Origin of the sequence: Brevibacillus brevis (assembly GCF_031583145.1) — a bacterium.
Classification (GTDB): Bacteria; Bacillota; Bacilli; order Brevibacillales; family Brevibacillaceae; genus Brevibacillus; species Brevibacillus brevis_E.
In genome coordinates this window covers 5879416-5900478 of sequence record NZ_CP134050.1, presented here as the reverse complement: position 1 = coordinate 5900478, position 21063 = coordinate 5879416, and the positions used below count along the sequence as shown (strand labels likewise).

Below are 21063 nucleotides of genomic sequence, written 5' to 3'. Positions count from 1 at the left end.
ACAATGGTGTAAAATGGGAGAAATTGTTGATGGATGTGGGGTAATGTTGTTGCTCGAACAAATCGTCGCGGTCATCACGATCGGCAATGTCATACTGGCCGCTGTCCTTATCTTTATGGAACGGCGCAACATTATAGCTACCTGGGCATGGTTGATGGTACTACTGTTTCTGCCGGGGATCGGCTTTGTCATCTATTTGGTGTTCGGACAAAAATTAAGCAAAAGAAAGCTGTACCGGCTGAAGGAGGGAGAGTTTTCCCACTTTCGCAGAGCCGTGGACAAACAAAAGCAGCTTCTCGAGACCGGGAATCTGGAAGTAAACGACCCCGCCATGGAACGGCATCGGGACATGATCCATATGAACGTGGTCAGCGATGGGGCGTACTACACCCAGGATAACGCGGTTCGGATCTATACGGAAGGAAACAGCCTGTTTCAGGAAATGTTCAAGGAAATCGAAGGCGCGCGTGAGCATGTCCATCTGCTCTACTACACGATCAGAAACGACGGACTGGGCAGCGAATTGATGGAGCTGCTCGTCAAAAAGGCGAGCGAAGGAGTGAAGGTGAGGCTGCTTTACGATGCCGTTGGATCAGCTGGTATCCCATCCCGGTTTTTCCGGAGGCTCCTGGAAGCGGGGGGAGAGGCCGTATCGTTTTTCCCGGCATCGTTTTCCCTGATGAATGTCCGGGTCAACTTTCGCAATCACCGGAAGCTGACCATTATCGACGGGAGGGTCGGATACATCGGCGGCTTCAATATCGGCGACGAATACATTGGCAAGAAAAAGCTGGGGCATTGGCGTGACACGCATCTGCGGATCGAAGGAAAAGCGGTTTACATGCTCCAGGCACGCTTCTTCCTGGACTGGAACCTGTCCTCGCCGAAGCGGTTGGCAGAGTCGATCGAATTTTTCCCGCAAATCGAGGGTCTGGACAATGGGATTGGCGTGCAAATCGTATCCAGCGGTCCCAATTCCGAAAAGCAGCAGATCAAGCACGGTTTTTTGAAGATGATTTACAAGGCGAGAAAGAAAATCTACCTGCAAACGCCGTACTTCATACCGGATGATAGCGTGCTGACGGCACTGAAGATGGCGGTGATGTCGGGAGTGGATGTACGGCTCATGGTGCCCGGTAAGCCTGACCATCTGATGGTCTTCTGGGCGACGCACTCCTATCTGGGTGAGCTCTTGAAGAGCGGCGTCCGCTGTTATCTGTACGAAAAGGGCTTCCTGCATGCCAAGACGATCGTGGTCGATACCCAGCTGGCGTCGGTGGGAACGGCCAATATCGATATTCGCAGCTTCAAGCTGAATTTTGAGACTAACGCATTTTTGTACGATACGAGAATGGCGGAAAAGCTGGAAGAGCTGTTTATGGCGGACCTCGCCGACTGCCGGGAATTGACGATGGAGGAATACATGAACCGGCCGATACGCTTCCGGATCCAGGAGTCTCTGACGAGGCTGCTGTCGCCGATTCTGTAAAAGGAAATAAAGACCCGCTGGTTTGTCGGAAATGGCAAACTCCAGCGGGTCTTTGCTTTTGGCTTCCTTTGAGGGGAGAGGAAGATCTTGCTCAGGCGGTGCCGAGGTTGACCCCCAGCTCGGACAAGTACTGGCGGTAGGCGATGCTGGCGCGATCGCATTTCAGGGAAAGCTCGACTTGCAAATCGAGGGGCAGGTCCTCCGGCTTTTGATTTTCCACGATCGGCTTGTCCTGGGCGAAAATCATATCCTGGAACTGGATGATCTCCTCATCGGTCAAATTCGTTTCGTAGTTGAATGACAAGACACCGAACGCAACCGACTGGTTTTCATCCGTAGGCAGGACGGTCAGCAAAATGGACATTTCATGGTCGGTTTCCCGGTCGCGCTTGGTGAATTTCACGGTCAGCGGCCGGAGTACCTCATAGGTGTAATAGACGTGCTTGGCCTGTCCTGTGCCGTCCGGGTCCGGTTGGAAGACGGCGATTTCGTCCGTGCGGATGCCGTTTTCGTCTCGATGGACGCGGTAGTCCCCGATCTCCATATGCGTGGCAACACCGAGATAGCCTTCATGCACCACAGCGAGATGGCCGACGTCCAGAAAGTTCTCCACTACGCGCGGAGGCTTGGCGGCGACGGTTTGCGGGCCCCAGATGACATTGCGGAAGCCGGGATCGTCGAATTCCGGCAGGGCAAACAGGTCGGGATCGTTGCCGTTCAAATTGACCCAGACGAATCCGTAGCGCTCGCGACAGCCGTACGGAAGAGCCCGGGCTTTTCCCGGTATAGCCTGGTCCGCAGGCAGCTGCGGAATTTTCACACAGGCACCGGAGGATTCGTACTCCCAGCCGTGGTACGGGCAGACGAGCTTGCCCTCGCGAACACAGCCGAGCGACAAAGCGGCGCCTCGATGGATGCACAAATCCTTGAATGCGTGGACACCTTGCTCGTTTCGGAAAAGAACCACCCGTTCTCCCATGACGGTGATTTGAAGCGGACGGTCTTGCACATCTGCCGAACGGCAGGCGACGATCCATTCGTTTCGCAGTACGGTATCTTGCACGATCATCTATTGAGACACTCCTTCGCGGAAATAACTTGGGTAGCGTTTCGGCATTCCTCATCATTGTAGCTTGCGGAAATGAGGGGAGTCAACAAAAACGCGAACGATAAAATTAATATATCGAAATAACATCCGTTCTTGTTGCTAAAATACAGAATGATAATTTATAATCTGCCTTATAATGTTCGTTATTCATTATTACTCATTCGATTTTTTGGGGGAGGCCGTCGGAACGTGGAAGAACATCGCGAGAGCGCTCAACTCGTCGTGGGCGTCGATGAAAAGATCAGTATCGGCAAGGCTTTTTTACTCGGCATGCAGCATGTGCTGGCCATGGATTTGTACATTGCTCCTATCATTATTGCGGGCCTGCTGACCATGGATGCGTCGAGTACGTCCTTTTTCATTCAAATGTGCTTTTTGGCGACCGGGATCGGGACGCTGATCCAGACAGGCTTCGGGCTTCGGTTGCCAGTCGTGCAGGGACCTTCGTATGTGCCGATTGGCGCCCTGGCTGCCATCGGAGGCAAGCTCGGCCTGAACGCCATGATCGGGAGCCTGATGCCGGGCGCCTTGTTGATGGCGCTCATGGGCTATCCGTTGAAATGGTTCGCCAAAGCGGTGCGCAAGTTTATTCCGCCGCTGGTGGGAGGGACGGTCATCATTATCGTGGGGATCGCCCTGATGCCGATTGGAATGGGCAACATCTATCACGCTCCCGGCGACATTTGGACCAATATTCTGATCGCCGCTGTGTCCGCGGTCGTGCTCATGACTTGCATGCTGCTCGGCAAGCGGGTGAAAGTGGCCGGGACGTTTTTCCGTCTCGTTTCGGTACTGATCGCCATCGCAGTCGGTACCGTCACTGCGGCTTGTTTTGGCACGGTCGACTTTAGTCCGGTGAAAGAGGCGAGCTGGCTGTCTCTGCCCAAGCTGTTCCCGTACGGCGCCCCTGTGTTTGACCTGAGTGCCGTGCTGACGATGCTGTTCGTCTACATGATCATCATGATCGAGACGACAGGCACCTGGTTTGTCGTTTCCACGGTCACCGACAGCGAGCTGACGGAACATCGCCTGAACCGCGCCGCAGTCGGGGAAGGGCTGGGCTGCTTCATCGGCGCCCTGTTCGGCGGGACACCTACCACCGGATATTCCTCCAATGCCGGTCTGATTGCCGTTACGGGCGTGGGAAGCCGCATGGCGATCATGGCGGGGGGCGTCATCCTCGTAGCTCTGGGTCTGGTACCCAAGCTGTCGACCGCCATCACCTGTATTCCGGAGCCGGTGATCAACGGAATCTTCGGCATTGTCTGCGTGGCGATCGTCGCCAACGGAATCAAGGTCATCCAGCACATCTCCATCGATGATCGAAACATGATGGTGATCGGAATCCCGATCCTGTGCACGATTGCCGTGACCGTGCTGCCCAAGGAAGCGTTGGCAGGGGTTCCTGACTTCGTGAACTACATTTTGTCCTCGGGGATCACCGTAGGGGCGCTGGCAACCGTTATCCTCCATCTGATCATCCCGGAAGGAAAGCCCAAAAGGCAGGCGGCAGCTATCCCGGTTCCTGTCAAGCAGGCCTAACCCCCGGACAGTCGCCAGGAAAAGAGAACCCGCTCCAAGGAAAGGCTGGAGCGGGTTTTTCGTGTGGAATCGGGAGGGGCAGATGATGCCCAATTGCTAGGAAACAAGCTCGAACGATTCGGTAATGACAATGCTGTCCTGAACCGACTGTACCATCGGGCAATTTTTCCGCGATGCTTCGATCGCCTTTTTCACTTTTTCCTCCTGCAAATTTTCTCCGTGAATGATGAAGTGCAGGTGAATCTTTTCGATCCGGTTTGCCTTTTCCTCGTTTCGAGTCACTTCGGCGGTCACTTTCATGTCCGAGCAGGGCATTCTCATTTTGGTCAGCACCTTGCGCAAGACCCCGCCGCTGCACACGGCAATGGATGACACCATGAGCTGGTACGGGCGGAAGCCGTACTCCTCGTCGCCGGATACGTGCAAATCGCCATAAGACAAATGGGTCACAAAACCGTTTTCTTTCGCTTCAAATTGCATGGGCTGGTACCTCCTGTTCTCGTTCAAGCATGCTTGAACAGCGTTTGTATGCAATGCGGCAGCATATCCATCAGTGTACCAAAAGCGTAATCGATATCCAGTCTCTCTGTCCACTGATGGGCGTCGCGTCCGACCGGTCCGAGGTTCAGGACTGGCACATCAAACGCCTCCAGCTCCTGCAGGGGAATGGAGTAGCCGCGGTCCCACAGAGGCATGTTGGCAACGAGCGGCTGCATGGAAGCAGCCGGGTATTCCAGCCCGACGTAGCTCAAATCGGAAATGCCGCCGAAGTAGTTCTGCCGTCGGAGCGTGATTTGGTGGCGTTCCCGGGCGTATGTCTCCATCTCTGCTGCAGTGCGGGCAATGAGCGGGTGCGTGCGCGAGCTGACTGCCGGGTAAAACGGCGGGGCGAAGAACAGCACGATCATCGGGGACAGCTCCTTGCACAGGATCGCCACCTGATCGACCAGCTCGATGGTCACGTCGCGATCATCCTTGTCCTGGCGATCAGCGACGATCTCGGACTGTATGCTCCGCAGCTTTTCCTCCCCGTATGCTTTGACGGCGTAGGCAAGCAGCTCCTCGTAGGTCATGACCCGGATGGACAGGTCGCGCGGCGTGAAAGGAGCGTTGCTGGCAAAGAGGCCGGCGTGCTGGACATACGTCTGACGGATCCGCTCCGCCACATTTTTGGCAGCCTGCAAGAGTGGCTCCACGACTTCGTCCATGCGCTTTTCCAGCAGGAACAGATTGAACAGGGTGACGGCGCGGTGCGGAATTTGCACGGAGTACTCTTTTTTCAAGTCCTTTTGGATCAGGTTGGTAGGAGGGGGAGAAGCCTCTCCTTCGACAATCTCGCAAAAGGCCGTGTTCAGCTCGAGCTCGCAGGTGATCTGGGACGCCATGAAGTTGCCGTTTAGCCCGGCGAACGGCTCCCCGACGTGCGTTTCCTTGCCGTAGCAGAGGAAGCCGGGGAGCACTTTCCCGATCGACCCGGTGTACAAGTACTTGTTTTGGTCGCCGGGAAACCGGGTGAACATCGGCTCCGAATTCAGCACAGTCTTGTAGGTGAGGTCGAATTCCTCGGCGAGCGCGAGCAGGGCAGGCACAGCAGCACGCATTCCGACCGAGTTCACTTCTTCGTCGGGGACGGTCAGAAGCAGGATGTTTCCGTCGAATTCTCCGTCTGATGCCCGCTCGACCATCGACATGTGGAGCGCGAGGCCGCATTTCATATCCATCGTCCCGCGTCCGAACAGCCAGTTTCCGCTCTGCATGTCCCGCTGAACCTCGGACGGCATGGTCTGGGCATTGGCGTGGAACAGGGAGGTGAGGGCCTGTGGATCAAAAGCCTGCGTCCGCCAAGCTCCGTAGTCTTCCACATCGACCACATCGAAATGGCTGACGAGGATGATCGTATCGCGGATGCCCGGCTTTTTGACCAGAGCGGTGACAAAATGGCGACCGTCGCCGGTAGGATGGGCGCGAACATGATCGGGGTGCTCCCGGTAATAAGGGAGAGTCCGCAGCTGGTCTACGACGTATTCCGGCAGCACCTTTTCGGCAGGCGACCCGGTCACGCTCGGAATGCGGACGAGACTGCATAGAAGATCCACCAACTGCTCTTTCGACTGCCATTTGCCCATGAAAAACGCCTCCAATTTCCGTAATGTGAAAATTCTTTCCGTATCGTGGATAAAAAAATTAAGAAAGTCCGCCGATTTTTTGCGAGATTTCCCTGGCGCCTTGTTTGGCTTTCTCGATCAGGACGGTTAGGCGATCCTCGTTGATCCGGTAGCTGGGAACGCCGATGCTGAGCGCTCCGACCACTTTGTGGTTGTACCCGATGATGGGAGCAGCGACTGATGCTGTACCTTCCGTTTTTTCTCCGTAGCTGATCGCGTATCCGCTCTGCTTGATAGCAGGCAGGCGTTCCAAGAAGTCCCGACGCTCTTCGGGATCGGCAATGAGCTCAGCGGCGATAGCCTCTGCCTCGCTCGGATCCATGTTGGCCAGCATCGTCTTGTTGGCAGCACCGATATGCAGCGGGATGCGCTCGCCCAGATTGTCGATCATGCGTACTGTCATGGGGCCCTCGACCCGTTCGAGAACGATCGCGCTCGTGCCGTGCGGAATGCTCAAATAGATGGTTTCCTTCACTTCGGCCGCCAGCTGCTCCATCACGGAGCGGGCTACCGCGCGCGTATCGATTTTGTCCAGGATGCGCAGGCCGATCTCCATCCAGGTATACCCGAGCTTGTACTGCTTCGTTTCCGGGATCTGCATGATCAGTCCGTACTGCATCAAGCTGCTGATCAAACGGTGAACCGTGCTGAGAGGAAGATCGGTCCGGTCCGCGATTTCCGAGATGGACCAATTGGGTTTGTTTTCGTCTGAGACCAGGACGTGGACGATGCTCATAGCCCGGTCAATCGATTGTACCAACGTGTTGTTTCCTCCTATGCCATGCCGCAGGAACCTCATGTTCAAGGGGTTCTCCCGGGCTGTTTCTTGTTTCAATCTATCAGAATTGTTTGGACAGATCAATATCGTTTCGGGCTCGAAAAAGACATTGACAAAAAATTTCAAACTATTTTACATTAAGAGTGTAATTTCGCATTATGGAAATGATTCCACGATACGGAAAAATGAGTAACGGCAGATGAGGTGAGCGCATTGGTAAAGTACGGTTGTCAATCCATGTACGGGGCAGTTGAAAGCATCATGATCAAACATCCCAAAGACTCGTTTATCAGTCAGGAGCATTTGAACCGTCATTGGCGGGAATACAACTACGTGACGTGTCCCGACTATGGGGAGGCGCTCCGGGAATACGAGCAGTTCGAAGCGATTTTGAAGCAGCATGTGCCCGATGTCCGGTATTTGCCGGCCGATGAGCGCACGGGAATCGACTCCATTTATGCGCACGACTCCGTCAAGATCACCCATAAAGGGGCGATTCTGCTCCATCCGGGGAAAAAGCTGCGCCAGGGCGAGCCAAAGGCCGTCCGTGACTATTTTCAAAGCATCGGCATTCCCATTCTCGGCGAGATTCAGGGAGAGGGCCTCGTCGAGGGGGGCGACGTCGTCTGGATGGACGAGCGTACGGTTGCCGTGGCCAGAGGGTATCGGACCAATGACGAAGGGATTCGCCAGTTCAAAGAGCTGACGGCGGGCATCGTGGATGAATGTATCGTCGTGCCTCTGCCGCACGGCAACGGACCTGACGAATGTCTGCACCTGATGTCCATCATCAGCTTTGTGGACAAGGATCTGGCGGTCGTCTACTCCAAGCTCATGCCGGTCTTTTTCCGGGAGCTGCTAATCCAGCGCGGCGTCCAGCTGATCGAGGTGCCGGACGACGAATACGACAATCTGGGCTGCAATGTCCTGGCGCTCGCACCGAGAAAAGTCGTCGTTTCTGCCGGGAATCCGGTCACGAAGCGGCTGCTCGAGGAAGCCGGAGCAGAAGTGTACGAGTACAAGGGGACCGAGATTACCTACAAAGGGACAGGCGGGCCGACCTGCCTGACAGCGCCGTTGGCAAGAAGATAGCAGTACCGAATAAGCCGGCAGTCAAGTAGAGCCGAATCCATTCCCGGAAAATCGAAAGGAGCCACTGAACATGAACTTTACTCGCGCGATCGTAAAGAAGCCAGGCAAGAGCTACGTGAACGGCTTGACGACCTCCCACCTCGGTGCGCCTGATTTTGAACTGGCCTTGAAGCAGCATGAGGCCTATATCGAAGCGCTGCAAAAGGCAGGACTGACAGTGACTGTGCTGGAGGCGGACGAAGAGTTCCCGGATTCCACCTTCGTGGAAGACACCGCCGTACTGACGGAAAAATGCGCCGTGATCACCAATCCGGGTGCCGACAGCCGCAACGGGGAAATCGAGGCGATGAAGCAGGTCATTCCCCGTTTTTACGACACCATCGAATCCATTAAGAGCCCCGGATACCTCGACGGCGGCGATGTGATGCAGGTGGACGACCATTTTTACATCGGCCTATCCTCCCGAACGAACCGCGAAGGCGCCCAGCAGCTCAAGGATATTTTGGGCAAGTACGGCTACGGCGCGACGATTGTTCCGCTCCAGGAGTTTTTTCATCTGAAAACGGGAATCGCTTATCTGGGCAACAACACTGTAGTCCTGGCCGGCGAGTTCATCGGCTCGGAAGACTTCAAGGGCTTTGAACAGATCACGGTGAGCAAAGAGGACGAGTATTCGGCCAACTGCATCCGCATCAACGATTTCGTCATCATTCCCAAAGGCTTTGAGGCCACCAAGCAAAAAATCGCGGCTGCCGGCTACAGCGTGATCGAGTGCGACATGTCCGAGTTCCGCAAGCAAGACGGAGGTTTGAGCTGCCTGTCCCTGCGCTTTTAGGGCAGGCAGCGTCCCCTCCCGGTACCAATCGGGCGACATGTTCTGAAGGCTGGATTCACATTCGATGGAAAAGGGAGCGACCGTATGCACCTCGAGAATGAGAAGGACAAGCAATTGCAGCGTTCCATGAAAAGCCGCCACCTGTTCATGCTCTCGCTGGGCGGCGTCATCGGGACGGGTCTGTTTCTGAATGCGGGTTATACCATCAACCAAGCCGGGCCGGGGGGAGCGATCCTCGCCTACATTCTCGGGGGCGTGCTCCTGTACCTGGTCATGACCTGTCTCGGCGAGCTTTCCGTCAAAATGCCGGTGACCGGCTCGTTTCAGGCGTACGCGACTGAATATATCGGTCCTGCGAGCGGTTTTACGCTGGGCTGGATGTACTGGCTGGGGTCTGCGACGACAGCAGGCGTGGAATTTACCGCCGCAGGCATGGTGATGCAACGGTGGTTTCCGGACACGCCAGTCTGGATCTGGTGTGCCGTCTTTATCGTTTTGCTGTTCAGCTTCAACGCCTTGACCACGAAAGGGTTTGCCGAGACCGAGTACTGGTTTGCGGGGATCAAGGTGGTGGCGGTCATCTTTTTCATCATCGTGGGCCTGGGCGCCATTTTCGGACTGGTCAGCATGGAGGGCAAGCCGGCTCCGTACCTCTCCAACTTTTCGGCGGACGGGGGACTGTTCCCGTTCGGCATCAGCATCGTGTTTGTCACCATGATGAACGTAATCTTTTCCTACCAGGGCTCGGAGTTGATCGGAATTGCTGCAGGCGAGACCGAAAACCCGCAAAAAAACATTCCACGGGCCATCCGCAACGTCATTTTCCGCATCCTTATCTTTTACGTCGCTTCCGTAGCTATTTTGTCCGCACTGTTTCCGTCCAGCCAGCTGGGCCTTCTGGAAAGCCCGTTTGTTACGGTTTTTGATGCCGTCGGGATTCCCTTTGCAGCCGATCTCATGAATTTCGTCATACTAACGGCGCTCCTGTCAGTCGGAAACTCGTGCCTGTACGCGGCGACACGTCTGCTTTGGGCTTTGTCGCACAGCAACATGGCGCATCCCGTTTTCGGAAAACTCACAAAACGGAAGGTGCCGCTCAACAGCTTGCTCATGACCTTGGCTTTTTCGCTGTTGTCGCTATTGACGAGCGTGCTGGCCGCCGATACCGTCTACGTGCTGCTGATGTCGGTGTCCGGCATCGCGATCACCTTCTCGTGGATGGGCATCGCCTTGTCCCAGTTCAACTTCCGCCGCCGGTATTTGCGCGAGGGAGGGAACGTGGAAGACTTGCAGTTCGCGGCCCCGTTTTATCCGGTCATGCCGATTTTGTGCCTGGCGCTCTGCACCTTCATCATGGTCTATCCCATCTTTGATCCGACTCAGCGGTTCGGACTGTTTTACGGAATCGGCGCGTTGCTCGTCTTTTACTTGTACTACTACGTACGCTACGGACGGCATCGGGACAAGCGCCCGGATATAACCAGGCAAGGATAAGGCGGAAAAGAAAACGGCCCTGCCCGGCGAAACGGGAAAGGCCGTTTTTCAGTTTTCTACAGGATCGGAAGGCGCGGAAGTCGGCGAGGCGGGAATGGCGCGATGCGACTCTCCTGCCGGCAGCTGCGGCGGAATTTTCGGAGAAAACGAACGTTCGGATTTAATGTTCGTCTTTTAGGCAGAAAGTGACGTCGTTTTCGCCTGATCGCGTGTAAAATAAATGTAAATACGAATAAACAGGTGAAAGATTGTTGACATGATTCATTTTAGCCGCTAGAATACGAATTGTTGAAAGTCGCATAACTGGTTCGATGAAGCTTGCAATTCGTATATCCTCAAAGATATGGTTTGAGGGTCTCTAGAGGGAACCGTAAATTCCCGGCTACGAATGGGGGTGCTATTTCTGGCATACCCTATTCGTCGGCCGGGAATTTTTGCATGCTCACAAGGGGGAAACGAACATGAAAAAGTATGACGTGATCGTGGTCGGAGCAGGTCCAGCAGGGATTTTTACGTGTTATGAGCTGACGCGGAAAAGGCCGGAAGCCAAGGTGCTCCTGATCGACAAAGGGCACGACATCTACGGCCGCCGCTGTCCGATCCTGGAAGAAAAAATCAAGCTCTGTCCACCGCCTGCGGGCAAAAAGGATTTCGCCGGGTGCTTGCCGGCCTGCTCGATCACGAGCGGTTTTGGCGGCGCGGGTGCTTACAGCGACGGGAAATTTAACATTACGACAGAGTTCGGCGGCTGGATGACGGACTACCTCAGCCCATCCACCGTGCTGAACTTGATCAAATACGTGGATTCGATCAATCTGGAGCACGGAGCGACGGAAGTGATCACCGACCCGACGACGGAGACGATCAAAAGCATCGAGCAGCGCGGCTATGCGGCGGGTCTGAAGCTGCTGCGCGCGCAGGTGCGTCACCTGGGGACGGAGCAAAACCTGCAGATCCTGCAATCGATCTTCGAGCATCTCAAAGGGCGGATCGACATGATGTTCAAGACGGAAGTGGAGGACATCATCACGGTCAAGGAAGCCGACGGCCATCGGGTCAAAGGTGTCGTCCTGAAGAACGGAGAGGAGTACGGGAGCGAGTATGTCGTGATCGGACCGGGAAGGGATGGATCGGCCTGGCTGACGAGCATCCTGAAAAAGCGCCGCCTGAAAATGTACAACAACCAGGTAGACGTCGGCGTGCGCGTCGAGACTTCCGATGTGGTGATGCGCGAAATCAACGAGCATCTGTACGAAGGGAAGTTCATCTACAACACAACGGTCGGGACGCGTGTCCGTACCTTCTGCAGCAACCCGTCCGGCCACGTCGTCGTGGAAAACCACAGCGGGGTCATGGCGGCAAACGGGCACTCGTACAAGGATCCGGCTCTCGGTTCTGCCAATACCAACTTTGCGCTGCTCGTCTCCCATACCTTCACAGAGCCGTTTGACAAGCCAAACGAGTACGCCCGGGAAATATGCAAACGGGCCAACGACCTGTCCAACGGGGGAGTCATCGTGCAAAAGTACGGCGACATCATGCGCGGCAGACGATCCACGGAATCCCGGATCCGGGAAGGCTTCCTGGAGCCTACGCTGAAGGAGGCCGTACCGGGCGACCTCGGGTTGGTGCTGCCGTACAATACGATGCGCAGCCTGATCGAAATGGTGGAGGCGCTGGACAAAGTGACGCCGGGGATTGCCTCGGAACACACCCTATTTTACGGCGTAGAAGCCAAGTTTTACTCCGCCCGTCCGAAGCTGACGGAGGAGTTCGAGACGGAGATCAAAGGTCTGTTCTGCGGCGGAGACGGAGCGGGAATCACACGCGGGCTGGCGCAAGCGGGCGCGGCGGGCGTCTGGATGGCACGCAGCATGATCAAGCGTTTCGAATAGGACCAAAACGGCAGGACAATAGAAAAAGGCTTCCATTCCAAAGGCATGTGCCTGGGGGTGGAAGCCTTTTTGTGCGTATTTATTCCGAGAGGGAAGCGGCTGTCTGCAGACTATTCAGATTTTCATTCATTTTCTTCAGGACGCGGTTAAAGGTAGCCAAGTCTTCTTCGGCAATATCCTGCAAGGCCGCGCTTTCCAGGAAGGTGGCTGCCTTTGCCCATTCCGGGAATTTTTCGATGGCGAGTGGCGATAGCGACACGTAGCGCTCGCGCTTGTCTTCCCCTTCTGCGCGGACGATCCAGCCCATTTCCTCCAGGCGGGTGAGGGTACGGGTAATGGTCGGCGCTTCCACGTTGAGATAGTTGCTGATCTGCACCTGCGTCAGTGTATCGCGGTAATACAGGCACATGAGGATGCCCCATTGGGAGCTGTAAAGTCCAAGGGGAGAGAGCAATCCGTTCAGTTTCTTGCTAAAGACTCGTGCCGTCTGGCTGATGCGGTGTCCGTAATATTGCATGAGCATCCGTCCTCCATGAAAGGGGTCCGATATTTCCTCACTTGCTTAAGTAAATATGTACAAATAAAATACTATCAGCTTCAACCATATAAGTAAATGATTATTTGTATGCGCCAAAATCGGAATTTCCCGGCGATCACATACGCAAGCAAGCTGATGGTCGAAAGCTCATCAGCTTGCTTGCGTTTGGCGACCCAGCCTTAATCGGCTGCCAGGATGGAGAGCGGCCCTTTTTCATTGATGATGGGCTCCAGATCGTACACTGAGATCGGAAACATGGGAAAGCCGACGTAATACGGAGTGATTTCATAGAGCTGAAAATAGATCACCAATGTTTTGTCTGCGAGATAAAAATCCTGGTCCGGCTTGATCGTCGTAAAATCCTGCAACGTCGGGATGTGCCGCTGCTTGATTTGCCGCTTGATGCTGTCGGACAGGACCCGGATGTAATCGCTCCCTGTTTTGAACAAGTCGCGGAGGCTGTACAGCTGTCCTGTATCGACGTCCGCCGAGACTGATCCGAGAAACGACATCCCGTGAGCCATTTGCGGCGTATAGGCGTAGTTGCTGAGAGTCGCGCTGATGATGCCTCGCTGGTTGTTCTTGATCTCATAGCTGCCTTGCATTTGGGTGTTCCCCTGGACCTGGACTCTTCGCTGCTCGGTGACGAGGCCCTGAACGGTTCGCAGCAGCGCGCGGTTGATTTGCAGCTGGGCCTGTTGGTTGGCGAGCCCGGACAATTGCGGATAGTGGATCGTGGTGTTCGGGCGGGAGATGGTACGCGTCAGCACGGTGACGGGCAATCGGTTCAATTCCACTGTAGTTAGTCCATTCCTTTCATAAAATAAAGATCTGTCAGATCAGCCTATTCGGATGTGGGCGAAGTGGTTTCTGCTGTTCGCATATTTTTCACAGGTGCAGGAAGATTTTGCGATCTATAATGGAAAAAGAATCCGATATTAATAGAAAGATAAGGAGGGACAAGGATGATTCAGTTGGTGAGGAGCACCTTGACCAACAAGGAAGGCTTCATGATTTTTGTCTTATGGAATCATTTATGGATGGCCGGACTGGTAGCTTACCAAACGAATGCGAACTTTTGGATGGTTTGCTCAGTGGGACTGCTGGTCACTCTGATCGTTTCGCCTTACTATTTCATTCGCAAGGACAGCCAGTTGATTCGTTATCTCGTAGCCATCGGACTCATGTATTATGCGATTTCATTCGACCATTTCAGTTCCTATCAGGAAGTGGCCTTTCTCGCATTTATCGTGATCGGTTTTTTGGCAGCCTATCTCGACTGGAAGCTGGTCGTGTTCACCGGCTTCGCGCAAATCATCGCAACATTGGTAGGGTTTTACACGCATACGTACGAGATCTTTACGGGCGATTACACGGAAATCAATCTGATTGTCCGGATCGCAGCCATCGTGATGATGATGGCGGCCATGACGTATCTGTGCCTGGCGGGACAAGCATCCTTGCGAAAGGCAGATGCAGCCCGTCTGGAAGCGGAGGAAAAAGAGCAGCGGCTGAAAGAGATGCTGGGACACATCCGGTCGATTACCGAGCAGCTGGACCGGACCACCGAGCATGTGCACGAGCACGCGGAAGGAACCAAGCACAACACCGACGAAATGATGATCGCCTTCAAGGAAGTGGCGACAGGGATGGAATCGCAGGCCAATTCTACGGTCAAAATCGAGGAGGAAGTCCAGTCGATCGACCGGGAAATTGAGGTCGTGACCACACAGACGAATGCGATGAAGAAGGAATCCGACCAGAACAATCAGCGGCTGGCTCAGAGCATCGGCATGATGAATGAACTCTCCACGCAGATGGAGCAGATCGTCCAGGCTGTCCATGTCGCAGCAGCGACGATCCATCAGCTCAATCGCCAGGCCAACCGTGTGGAGGAAATCGTGGAAGCGATCAATCAAATCGCTACGCAGACGAATTTGCTGGCGCTGAACGCCGCGATCGAATCGGCGCGGGCAGGCGAGCACGGGCGCGGATTCGCCGTCGTGGCTGACGAAGTTCGCAAGCTGGCCGAGCAAAGCGCCACGGCGACCCAGGAAATCACCGAGATCCTGAAATCGCTCCATCAGGAAAGCGAAAATGCCGTCAAGCAGATCAGCAACGGGGAAGCTTCCGTGGCCAAGGGCCAGGAGCTGGCCGTCCAAACCGTAGCCTCGATTGAGGCGGTCCGTGCGGGGATGGTCACGTTTTTGGAAGCGGCCGAGCAGGTACGCTCCAGCATGGATCAGGTAAAAATGCGCTCCAGCGAGGTCGCGGGCGAGATGTCTACGATCACGGCGGTAACGGAAGAATCGGTGGCGAGCTTGGAAGAGCTGTTTGCCACGGCAGAAAACCAACACCAGAAGGTGCGGGAAATTACAGAAGAGCTGGGCGAGCTGAGCTCGCTGTCACATCGTTTGCAGAAGACATTTCACGAATAATGGGACAGTGTGAATTGAAACAACAATTGCATTTTTTCTGCATTCTGCTAGAATAGAAAGGGTTATAATCCAATAGATTTACTGCCTTATCAAGAGTGGCGGAGGGACTGGCCCGATGAAGCCCGGCAACCACTGTACCTAGTACAGATTGGTGCCAATTCCTACAAGACAAGCGAATGTCTTGGAAGATGAGGAAGAGGAACGTGCATGCGCAAAACTCTTCCGCCGGGAAGAGTTTTTTTGTAGAGGGCATAATAACGAACGTTCGATTACGATTTATATAAAATGTACGTAATTTTAGTTGATTTTTTTGATAAAAAACCGTACATTACATAAGTGGGCAGAAAAGAACGAATATAAAGTGAGCGTAGAGAGGGGAACATCATGAAGAAGTTGTTGTTGGCTTTGACTACATTCGCCGTCTTGGCGGCGGGCTGCTCGGCTGGAGGCAATGCGCCGGCAGAAAAAACAGAAGGACAAGCGGCAGGACAAGAGGGAGCAGCGAAAAAGCGCATCGCCCTGGTTTTGCCTGAAAAAATCGGCGTCAATCCATTCTTCCAACAGATGGACGAAGGAGCCAAAAAAGCCGGCCAGGAGTTCGGCGCGGAAGTAAAGACGATCGAGTCTACGGACCATGGAGCGATAGAAGAAAACCTGCGCGTGGCGGTGGCGGAAAATTACGACTTGATCATCACCTCTTCTTTTGAATCGGAGGATGCGCTGAAAAAGGTGGCGGCGGAAAATCCGGACAAAACCTTTGTGATCATCGATACGGTAGTCGATTTGCCAAACGTCCGCAGCGTTACCTTCCGAGAGCAGGAAGCCGCATACCTGATGGGCGCGGCCGCGGGTCTGGCAACCAAAACAAACAAAGTCGGCATGGTGGTGGCCATGGACATTCCGCTCTTGAAAAAGTGGACGGGCGGATTCCAGGAAGGCCTGAAAGCGACGAATCCGAAGGCTGAGTTCCTCGTCAACTACGTAGGCAGCTTCTCCGACCCGGCAAAAGCGAAAGAGCTGGCTCTGCTACAGGCTTCCAAAGGCGCCGACTTCATCAACGGCGCTGCGGCGGTCGGCGATTTGGGCGTGTTCGAAGCGGCGAAGGAGAAAGGCTTTTACACAGCGGGGCAAGACGTAGACCGCACGACAATCGATCCCGAGCACATCGTCCTGTCCCAGCTGAAAGGCACCGATGCAGCCGCATACGAAACCGTGAAGGCGTTCACGGAAGGCTCCCTGAAGCCGGGCGTAGTGACGTACGGTTTGAAGGAAAAAGGCGTAGGCGTCACCTATGTGACCCACGAAAGCAAGACACCGCTGAACGCTTTCATCGGTCAGGAAGTGGTGGACAAGGTGAAGGCCATCCACGACGAGATCGTGGCAGGCACGCGGAAAGTGCCAGACACGTTTGAATAACGGGCAGCACTCGTGCATTCAGGTGACCGACTACCGCTGTGTAGTCGGTCGCTTGTGTATTGGGCGCCAACAGCAGAAAAGGAGGAGCGGAAATGGCGCATCGCCTGGAAATGAAGAACATGACCAAAAAGTACGGGGAATTTACCGCCAACGACCGGGTATCATTTTCCCTCGAGGCGGGCGAAGTGCACGCGATTGTCGGGGAAAACGGCGCGGGCAAGACGACGCTGATGCGGATGCTGTACGGAATGGAGCAGCCGACGTCGGGCGAAATCCAGCTAAATGGCAAGCCCGTCTCCTTTCGCGGTCCGGATGATGCGATTCGCAACGGAATCGGCATGGTGCATCAGCATTTCATGCTCTTCGGGGAATTCAGCGTGGCGGAAAATATCGTCATCGGCTATGAGCCCAGACAGGCGGGGTTTTTCCGGCGCAAGGAAGCGGTGGAAAAGGTGCGGGCATTGAGCGAGCAGTACCGGATCCCTATCGATCCGACGGCGCAGGTATCGGCCTGCTCGGTCGGCGAGCAGCAGCGGGTGGAAATTCTCAAGGTGCTGTACCAGGGGGCGGACATCATCGTGCTGGACGAGCCGACTGCCGTCCTTACTCCATTGGAGGTCAAGGACCTGTTGCAGACGATCCGCAATCTGGCGGCCGGCGGAAAGAGCGTCATCCTGATTACGCACAAGCTGCAGGAAGTGATGGAGGTATCGGACCGCATCACGGTATTGCGCGGTGGGCGGGTGACCGGGACCGTCTCCAGGCAGGAGACGAGTGTCGACGAGCTGGCTCGGCTGATGGTGGGCAGGGATCTGGAGCAGCTAAGCCAGCGTGTCCCGTTGGAAGGGGAGCGGCTGCTGCACGTAGACCAGGTGACGGTGCGGGACAAGCAGACGTTGCTGGATCGGGTCAGCTTTTCCGTCCACCACGGCGAAATCGTGGGCATCGCGGGCGTGTCGGGCAACGGACAGTCCGAGCTGCTGCAAGCGATCAGCGGCCTGATGCCCGTCCAGGGAGGGAGGATCATCCTGGGCGGCAAGGATGTGACCAACAAGTCGGTACAAGCCATACGCCAGGCAGGTATGGCGCACATTCCCGAAGACCGCTACCTGTGGGGCACAGCCAAGCAGGAGAGCGTCGAGGAAAATGCCTTGATGGGCTATCAGCGCAAGCCCGAGTATTATCGGCGAGGTGTCATCCTGCGCGACGCGTTCCGCAAGGTCGTGCGAGGCTGGGTAGAACGCTTTGCGATCAAGACGGGCTCCCGGGAGCTGCAGGAGCAGGCGGGCAATCTGTCAGGCGGAAACCTGCAAAAGCTGATCGTCGCCCGGGAGCTGGGACAGGAAACGCCGCTGCTGATTGCTGCCGAACCGACTCGCGGGGTGGATATCGGGGCGATGGAGTACATTCACCAGGCGCTGCTCGAAAAGCGGAACAGCGGCGACGGCATTTTGCTCGTCTCGTCCGAGCTGTCAGAGATCCTCGCCTTGTCGGACCGGATTTTGGTCATGTACAAGGGCCGGATTGCCGGCGAGCTGGCGCGAACGGAAGCGACCGAAGAAAAAATCAGCGTGTTGATGGCAGGAGGAAGCGTTCATGGCAGCAGTCAGAGAGCTGTGTAAGTCGTTGGTTCAGCCGATCCTGGCCGTCGTGATCGGCCTGTTGACCGGAGCGGTCGTGATCGCGGCGGTAGGCGAATCGGTCATCGGGACGTACCAGGAGATGTGGAAGGGCGCTTTCGGCAGCTTCTACTTCTTCACGTCCACATTGGCGCGCGCGACACCGATCATGCTGATCGCGCTGGGGCTCGCCCTGGCGTTTCGCGCAGGCGTGTTCAATATGGGAGCGGAGGGACAGATGGTACTTGGCGCCGTCAGTGCTGCGCTGGTCGCGATCTATTTGCCGGGTCCCGGCGTGGTCAAGATGCTGGCAGGACTGGTCGCTGGCATCGCAGCAGGCGGGCTTTGGTCGCTGCTCGCGGGATATATGGAGGCGAAATTCCGGATCCCGCTGCTCATTTCCACGCTCCTGTTCAACTATATTGCCGTGTTGTTTGCGAGCTACCTGGTGACCGAACCGTTCCGCGACAGAAGCGGCTCGGCTGCGCTCGCCCAGACCGTGATGCTGGACAAAAGCGTGTGGCTGCCCAAGCTGTTCGCAGGGATGAGCGTTCACGCGGGATTTTTCTTCGCCATCGCGGCCGCTTTGATCCTGTTCTGGGTCATCCGCTACACGCCGTTTGGCTACGAGGTCAAAATGCTCGGTCAAAATCCGTTCTTTGCCCGGTACGGCGGGATTAACCAGATCAAGGTGATGCTGGCCGGGATGTTTGCCAGCGGCGGTCTGGCTGGCCTTGCCGGGACGGTAGAAGTGCTGGGTTCGCACTATCGGTTCGTGGATGGGGCATTGACGGTGCCCAACTTCGCCTGGACGGGGATGATGGCGACGCTGCTCGCAGGCTCCCATCCGATCGGCATCGTCTTCACTTCCATTCTCCTCGCTGCGTTCCAGACAGGGGCGATGGGTGTGGAGCGAAATACGGAAGTCCCGTTGGAGCTGGCCAGTGTGATTCAAGCAGTGCTGATTTTATTCATTTCCGCGAGGTTCAGCTACGACTGGTGGAAAAAGCGGAAGGCAAAAGGGGGAGAGACACATGGAGCTGCTTGATTGGTCCCTCATTAGCTCGACCATCCGGATGGTCACGCCGATCCTCCTGGCTGCATTGGGCGGAGCGCTGTGCGCGCGGGTAGGCATTTTTAACGTAGGGCTGGAAGGGCTGGTATTGGTCGGTGCCTTTTCAGCCATCGTCGGCAATCACTTCACGGGCAGCCTGTTTCTCGCTGTACTGTTCGCGGCGCTGGTATGCGTGCTGTTTTCCTGGCTGTTTGCCTACATGACGATCGGGCTGCGGGCCAATGAAATCGTCGTGGGGGTAGCGATCAACTTTTTGGCGCTCGGGCTGACCACATTCGCGCTGCGCGCCATTTTCGGAGTGAAGGGCGCATTTTACGACAAGGAAATGGCCGGGCTGCCCAAGCTGGACATCCCGGTGATCGGAGATATTCCCGTTCTGGGAGACATCTTCTCCGGCCATTCCGTGCTGGTCTACCTCGCCTTCCTGGCGGCGATTTTGCTCTACCTGTTCTTTTATCGGACCGTTGCGGGCTTTCGCGTGCTGGCGGTCGGATTGAATCCGGTGGCGGCCCGCAGCCTGGGGCTCAAGGTGACCGGCCTGCAAGTGCTGGCGATTTCGATGTGCGGCGTGCTGTGCGGCTTGGCTGGCGCGCAGCTGTCGCTGGGACAAGTCACGATGTTTACGGAAGGGATGACTGCCGGACGTGGATTTATCGCCCTGGTAGCGATGATGATGGGCCAATCCCACCCGCTGGGAATCCTGGCGTCCAGCTTTTTGTTCGGCTTGATGGATGCCCTCAGTATCCGCTTGCAGGGCTTTTCCTTGCCGACGCAGTTTACTTCCATGCTGCCGTACTTGCTGACGATCGTGGCGATGTTCTTTGTAAAGGAAAAATCACGGGCAGGGAGCAATCAGCAGAGCTCCCGCTGATTTCATTTGCCGACAACCGGGTGATCACATAGGAGGAATGCGAAATGGACAAGGCAGAGCGCATCAAACGAATGAAGGTGCCTGCAGTCGATCCGGCATTGGCTTTGCGCTTGCCGCCGGGACAGGTGCTGACGGAACGTTTTCCGATCCTGCACGAAGGCGAAGTGCCTGTATACGATATGAAAGAATGGACGCTGCGGGTTTTCGGGGAAGTCGACCGGGAAGTAATGCTGACGTACGAGCAAATCATGAAGATGCCGCAGACGACCGTCACGTGCGACATTCATTGCGTGACGCGCTGGTCGCGCTTCGACAACGCGTTTACCGGGGTGCTTTTCCGCGATTTTCTGCGGGAGATCGGCGTCACGCCGCGCAGCTCCTACGTCATGCTGCACGGCGATCACGGATATACGACCAATCTGGCGCTCCGCGATCTCGACCGGGATGATGTGCTTCTGGCCCATTCCTTTGACGGCGAGCCTTTGACGGACAAGCACGGCTGGCCGCTGCGGCTGGTCGTCCCCCATCTGTATTTCTGGAAAAGCGTGAAATGGCTGCGCGGCTTTGAATTCATTCAGGAAAACCAGCCCGGCTTCTGGGAGCAAAACGGCTTTCACATGGGGGGCGATCCTTTCCGGGAAGAGCGGTTCTCCGGCGAAGCGTTGCCGATCCCTGAAAACGAGTGGGAGAAAAAGGAGTTTGATTGAG

Annotated in this window: 18 protein-coding genes and 2 riboswitches; of the genes, 12 read left to right on the top strand and 6 right to left on the bottom strand. The window is 55.7% G+C overall.

Annotated features, from left to right (window positions below; translation table 11 throughout):
- Positions 1-43: 43 nt before the first annotated feature.
- Positions 44-1489 (top strand): cardiolipin synthase, encoded by a 1446-nt coding sequence (gene cls / locus RGB73_RS29005; protein WP_310767100.1) that lies wholly within the window; start codon positions 44-46, stop codon positions 1487-1489.
- 91 nt (positions 1490-1580) lie between these two features.
- On the opposite strand, the gene RGB73_RS29000 is transcribed toward cls, so the two are convergent.
- Positions 1581-2558 carry an aromatic ring-hydroxylating dioxygenase subunit alpha gene (locus RGB73_RS29000; RefSeq protein WP_310767096.1) on the bottom strand — a complete coding sequence of 326 codons (978 nt, stop codon included), beginning with the start codon at positions 2556-2558 and terminating at the stop codon, positions 1581-1583.
- 228 nt (positions 2559-2786) lie between these two features.
- On the opposite strand from RGB73_RS29000, the gene RGB73_RS28995 reads away from it, so the two are divergent.
- The gene (locus RGB73_RS28995) at positions 2787-4139 is read left to right on the top strand and encodes a uracil-xanthine permease family protein (RefSeq protein ID WP_310767093.1); all 1353 of its coding nucleotides are present in this window, start codon (positions 2787-2789) and stop codon (positions 4137-4139) included.
- Positions 4140-4235: 96 nt separating this feature from the next.
- Here RGB73_RS28995 and RGB73_RS28990 read toward each other — a convergent pair whose 3' ends face one another.
- From RGB73_RS28990 to RGB73_RS28980, 3 genes are read right to left on the bottom strand one after another with little or no spacing between them, the layout of a single operon-like run.
- On the bottom strand, positions 4236-4619 hold the full coding sequence (locus RGB73_RS28990) for an OsmC family protein (protein ID WP_310767089.1): 384 nt from the start codon (positions 4617-4619) through the stop codon (positions 4236-4238).
- A gap of 23 nt (positions 4620-4642) precedes the next feature.
- Positions 4643-6265 (bottom strand): M20/M25/M40 family metallo-hydrolase, encoded by a 1623-nt coding sequence (locus RGB73_RS28985; RefSeq protein WP_310767086.1) that lies wholly within the window; start codon positions 6263-6265, stop codon positions 4643-4645.
- 58 nt (positions 6266-6323) lie between these two features.
- On the bottom strand, positions 6324-7064 hold the full coding sequence (locus RGB73_RS28980) for an IclR family transcriptional regulator (RefSeq protein ID WP_310767082.1): 741 nt from the start codon (positions 7062-7064) through the stop codon (positions 6324-6326).
- Between the two features lie 255 nt (positions 7065-7319).
- Here RGB73_RS28980 and RGB73_RS28975 point away from each other — a divergent pair, with 255 nt between their 5' ends.
- The 4 genes from RGB73_RS28975 (at position 7320) to RGB73_RS28960 (ending at position 12398) form a co-directional block, all read left to right on the top strand.
- On the top strand, positions 7320-8174 hold the full coding sequence (locus RGB73_RS28975; protein WP_310774597.1) for a dimethylarginine dimethylaminohydrolase family protein: 855 nt from the start codon (positions 7320-7322) through the stop codon (positions 8172-8174).
- Between the two features lie 70 nt (positions 8175-8244).
- Entirely contained in the window at positions 8245-9009 is a 765-nt protein-coding gene (locus RGB73_RS28970) for a dimethylarginine dimethylaminohydrolase family protein (protein WP_310767079.1), read from the top strand.
- Positions 9010-9093: 84 nt separating this feature from the next.
- Positions 9094-10503 (top strand): amino acid permease, encoded by a 1410-nt coding sequence (locus RGB73_RS28965; protein WP_310767076.1) that lies wholly within the window; start codon positions 9094-9096, stop codon positions 10501-10503.
- 305 nt (positions 10504-10808) lie between these two features.
- Positions 10809-10908: riboswitch (purine riboswitch) on the top strand.
- 56 nt (positions 10909-10964) lie between these two features.
- Positions 10965-12398 (top strand): NAD(P)/FAD-dependent oxidoreductase, encoded by a 1434-nt coding sequence (locus RGB73_RS28960; RefSeq protein ID WP_310767073.1) that lies wholly within the window; start codon positions 10965-10967, stop codon positions 12396-12398.
- A gap of 79 nt (positions 12399-12477) precedes the next feature.
- Here the strand turns inward: RGB73_RS28960 and RGB73_RS28955 are convergent, their stop codons facing one another.
- Both RGB73_RS28955 and RGB73_RS28950 read right to left on the bottom strand, forming a co-directional pair.
- Positions 12478-12915 carry a MarR family winged helix-turn-helix transcriptional regulator gene (locus RGB73_RS28955; RefSeq protein ID WP_310767069.1) on the bottom strand — a complete coding sequence of 146 codons (438 nt, stop codon included), beginning with the start codon at positions 12913-12915 and terminating at the stop codon, positions 12478-12480.
- A gap of 200 nt (positions 12916-13115) precedes the next feature.
- Positions 13116-13733 (bottom strand): DUF3298 and DUF4163 domain-containing protein, encoded by a 618-nt coding sequence (locus RGB73_RS28950; protein ID WP_310767067.1) that lies wholly within the window; start codon positions 13731-13733, stop codon positions 13116-13118.
- 168 nt (positions 13734-13901) lie between these two features.
- On the opposite strand from RGB73_RS28950, the gene RGB73_RS28945 reads away from it, so the two are divergent.
- From RGB73_RS28945 to RGB73_RS28920, 6 genes are all read left to right on the top strand, one after another.
- Complete coding sequence (locus tag RGB73_RS28945) at positions 13902-15374, top strand: methyl-accepting chemotaxis protein (protein WP_310767064.1); 1473 nt, start codon at positions 13902-13904, stop codon at positions 15372-15374.
- Positions 15375-15457: 83 nt separating this feature from the next.
- A riboswitch (SAM riboswitch) is annotated at positions 15458-15569 on the top strand.
- A 189-nt stretch (positions 15570-15758) separates the two neighbouring features.
- Positions 15759-16790: a BMP family lipoprotein gene (locus RGB73_RS28940; protein WP_310767061.1), complete on the top strand. Its 1032-nt coding sequence runs from the start codon at positions 15759-15761 to the stop codon at positions 16788-16790.
- A gap of 92 nt (positions 16791-16882) precedes the next feature.
- A complete protein-coding gene (locus RGB73_RS28935; RefSeq protein WP_310767058.1) occupies positions 16883-18412 on the top strand; it encodes an ABC transporter ATP-binding protein in 1530 nt (509 codons plus the stop codon).
- A complete protein-coding gene (locus RGB73_RS28930; RefSeq protein WP_310767055.1) occupies positions 18387-19457 on the top strand; it encodes an ABC transporter permease in 1071 nt (356 codons plus the stop codon). The genes RGB73_RS28935 and RGB73_RS28930 overlap by 26 nt, the downstream gene beginning before the upstream one ends.
- Positions 19444-20355, top strand: coding sequence for an ABC transporter permease (locus RGB73_RS28925; protein WP_310767052.1), 912 nt, complete (start codon positions 19444-19446; stop codon positions 20353-20355). The genes RGB73_RS28930 and RGB73_RS28925 overlap by 14 nt, the downstream gene beginning before the upstream one ends.
- A 44-nt stretch (positions 20356-20399) precedes the next feature.
- Positions 20400-21062 (top strand): sulfite oxidase-like oxidoreductase, encoded by a 663-nt coding sequence (locus tag RGB73_RS28920; RefSeq protein ID WP_310767049.1) that lies wholly within the window; start codon positions 20400-20402, stop codon positions 21060-21062.
- The last annotated feature ends 1 nt before the right edge of the window (position 21063 follow it).

What these genes read in the sequence shown, in the direction of transcription:
- cls (WP_310767100.1), top strand. Translation starts at nt 44, where the DNA reads ATGTTGTTGCTCGAACAAATCGTCGCGGTCATCACGATCGGCAATGTC.
- RGB73_RS29000 (WP_310767096.1), bottom strand. Translation starts at nt 2,558, where the DNA reads ATGATCGTGCAAGATACCGTACTGCGAAACGAATGGATCGTCGCCTGC.
- RGB73_RS28990 (WP_310767089.1), bottom strand. Translation starts at nt 4,619, where the DNA reads ATGCAATTTGAAGCGAAAGAAAACGGTTTTGTGACCCATTTGTCTTAT.
- RGB73_RS28985 (WP_310767086.1), bottom strand. Translation starts at nt 6,265, where the DNA reads ATGGGCAAATGGCAGTCGAAAGAGCAGTTGGTGGATCTTCTATGCAGT.
- RGB73_RS28975 (WP_310774597.1), top strand. Translation starts at nt 7,320, where the DNA reads ATGTACGGGGCAGTTGAAAGCATCATGATCAAACATCCCAAAGACTCG.
- RGB73_RS28970 (WP_310767079.1), top strand. Translation starts at nt 8,245, where the DNA reads ATGAACTTTACTCGCGCGATCGTAAAGAAGCCAGGCAAGAGCTACGTG.
- RGB73_RS28965 (WP_310767076.1), top strand. Translation starts at nt 9,094, where the DNA reads ATGCACCTCGAGAATGAGAAGGACAAGCAATTGCAGCGTTCCATGAAA.
- RGB73_RS28960 (WP_310767073.1), top strand. Translation starts at nt 10,965, where the DNA reads ATGAAAAAGTATGACGTGATCGTGGTCGGAGCAGGTCCAGCAGGGATT.
- RGB73_RS28955 (WP_310767069.1), bottom strand. Translation starts at nt 12,915, where the DNA reads ATGCAATATTACGGACACCGCATCAGCCAGACGGCACGAGTCTTTAGC.
- RGB73_RS28945 (WP_310767064.1), top strand. Translation starts at nt 13,902, where the DNA reads ATGATTCAGTTGGTGAGGAGCACCTTGACCAACAAGGAAGGCTTCATG.
- RGB73_RS28940 (WP_310767061.1), top strand. Translation starts at nt 15,759, where the DNA reads ATGAAGAAGTTGTTGTTGGCTTTGACTACATTCGCCGTCTTGGCGGCG.
- RGB73_RS28935 (WP_310767058.1), top strand. Translation starts at nt 16,883, where the DNA reads ATGGCGCATCGCCTGGAAATGAAGAACATGACCAAAAAGTACGGGGAA.
- RGB73_RS28930 (WP_310767055.1), top strand. Translation starts at nt 18,387, where the DNA reads ATGGCAGCAGTCAGAGAGCTGTGTAAGTCGTTGGTTCAGCCGATCCTG.
- RGB73_RS28925 (WP_310767052.1), top strand. Translation starts at nt 19,444, where the DNA reads ATGGAGCTGCTTGATTGGTCCCTCATTAGCTCGACCATCCGGATGGTC.
- RGB73_RS28920 (WP_310767049.1), top strand. Translation starts at nt 20,400, where the DNA reads ATGGACAAGGCAGAGCGCATCAAACGAATGAAGGTGCCTGCAGTCGAT.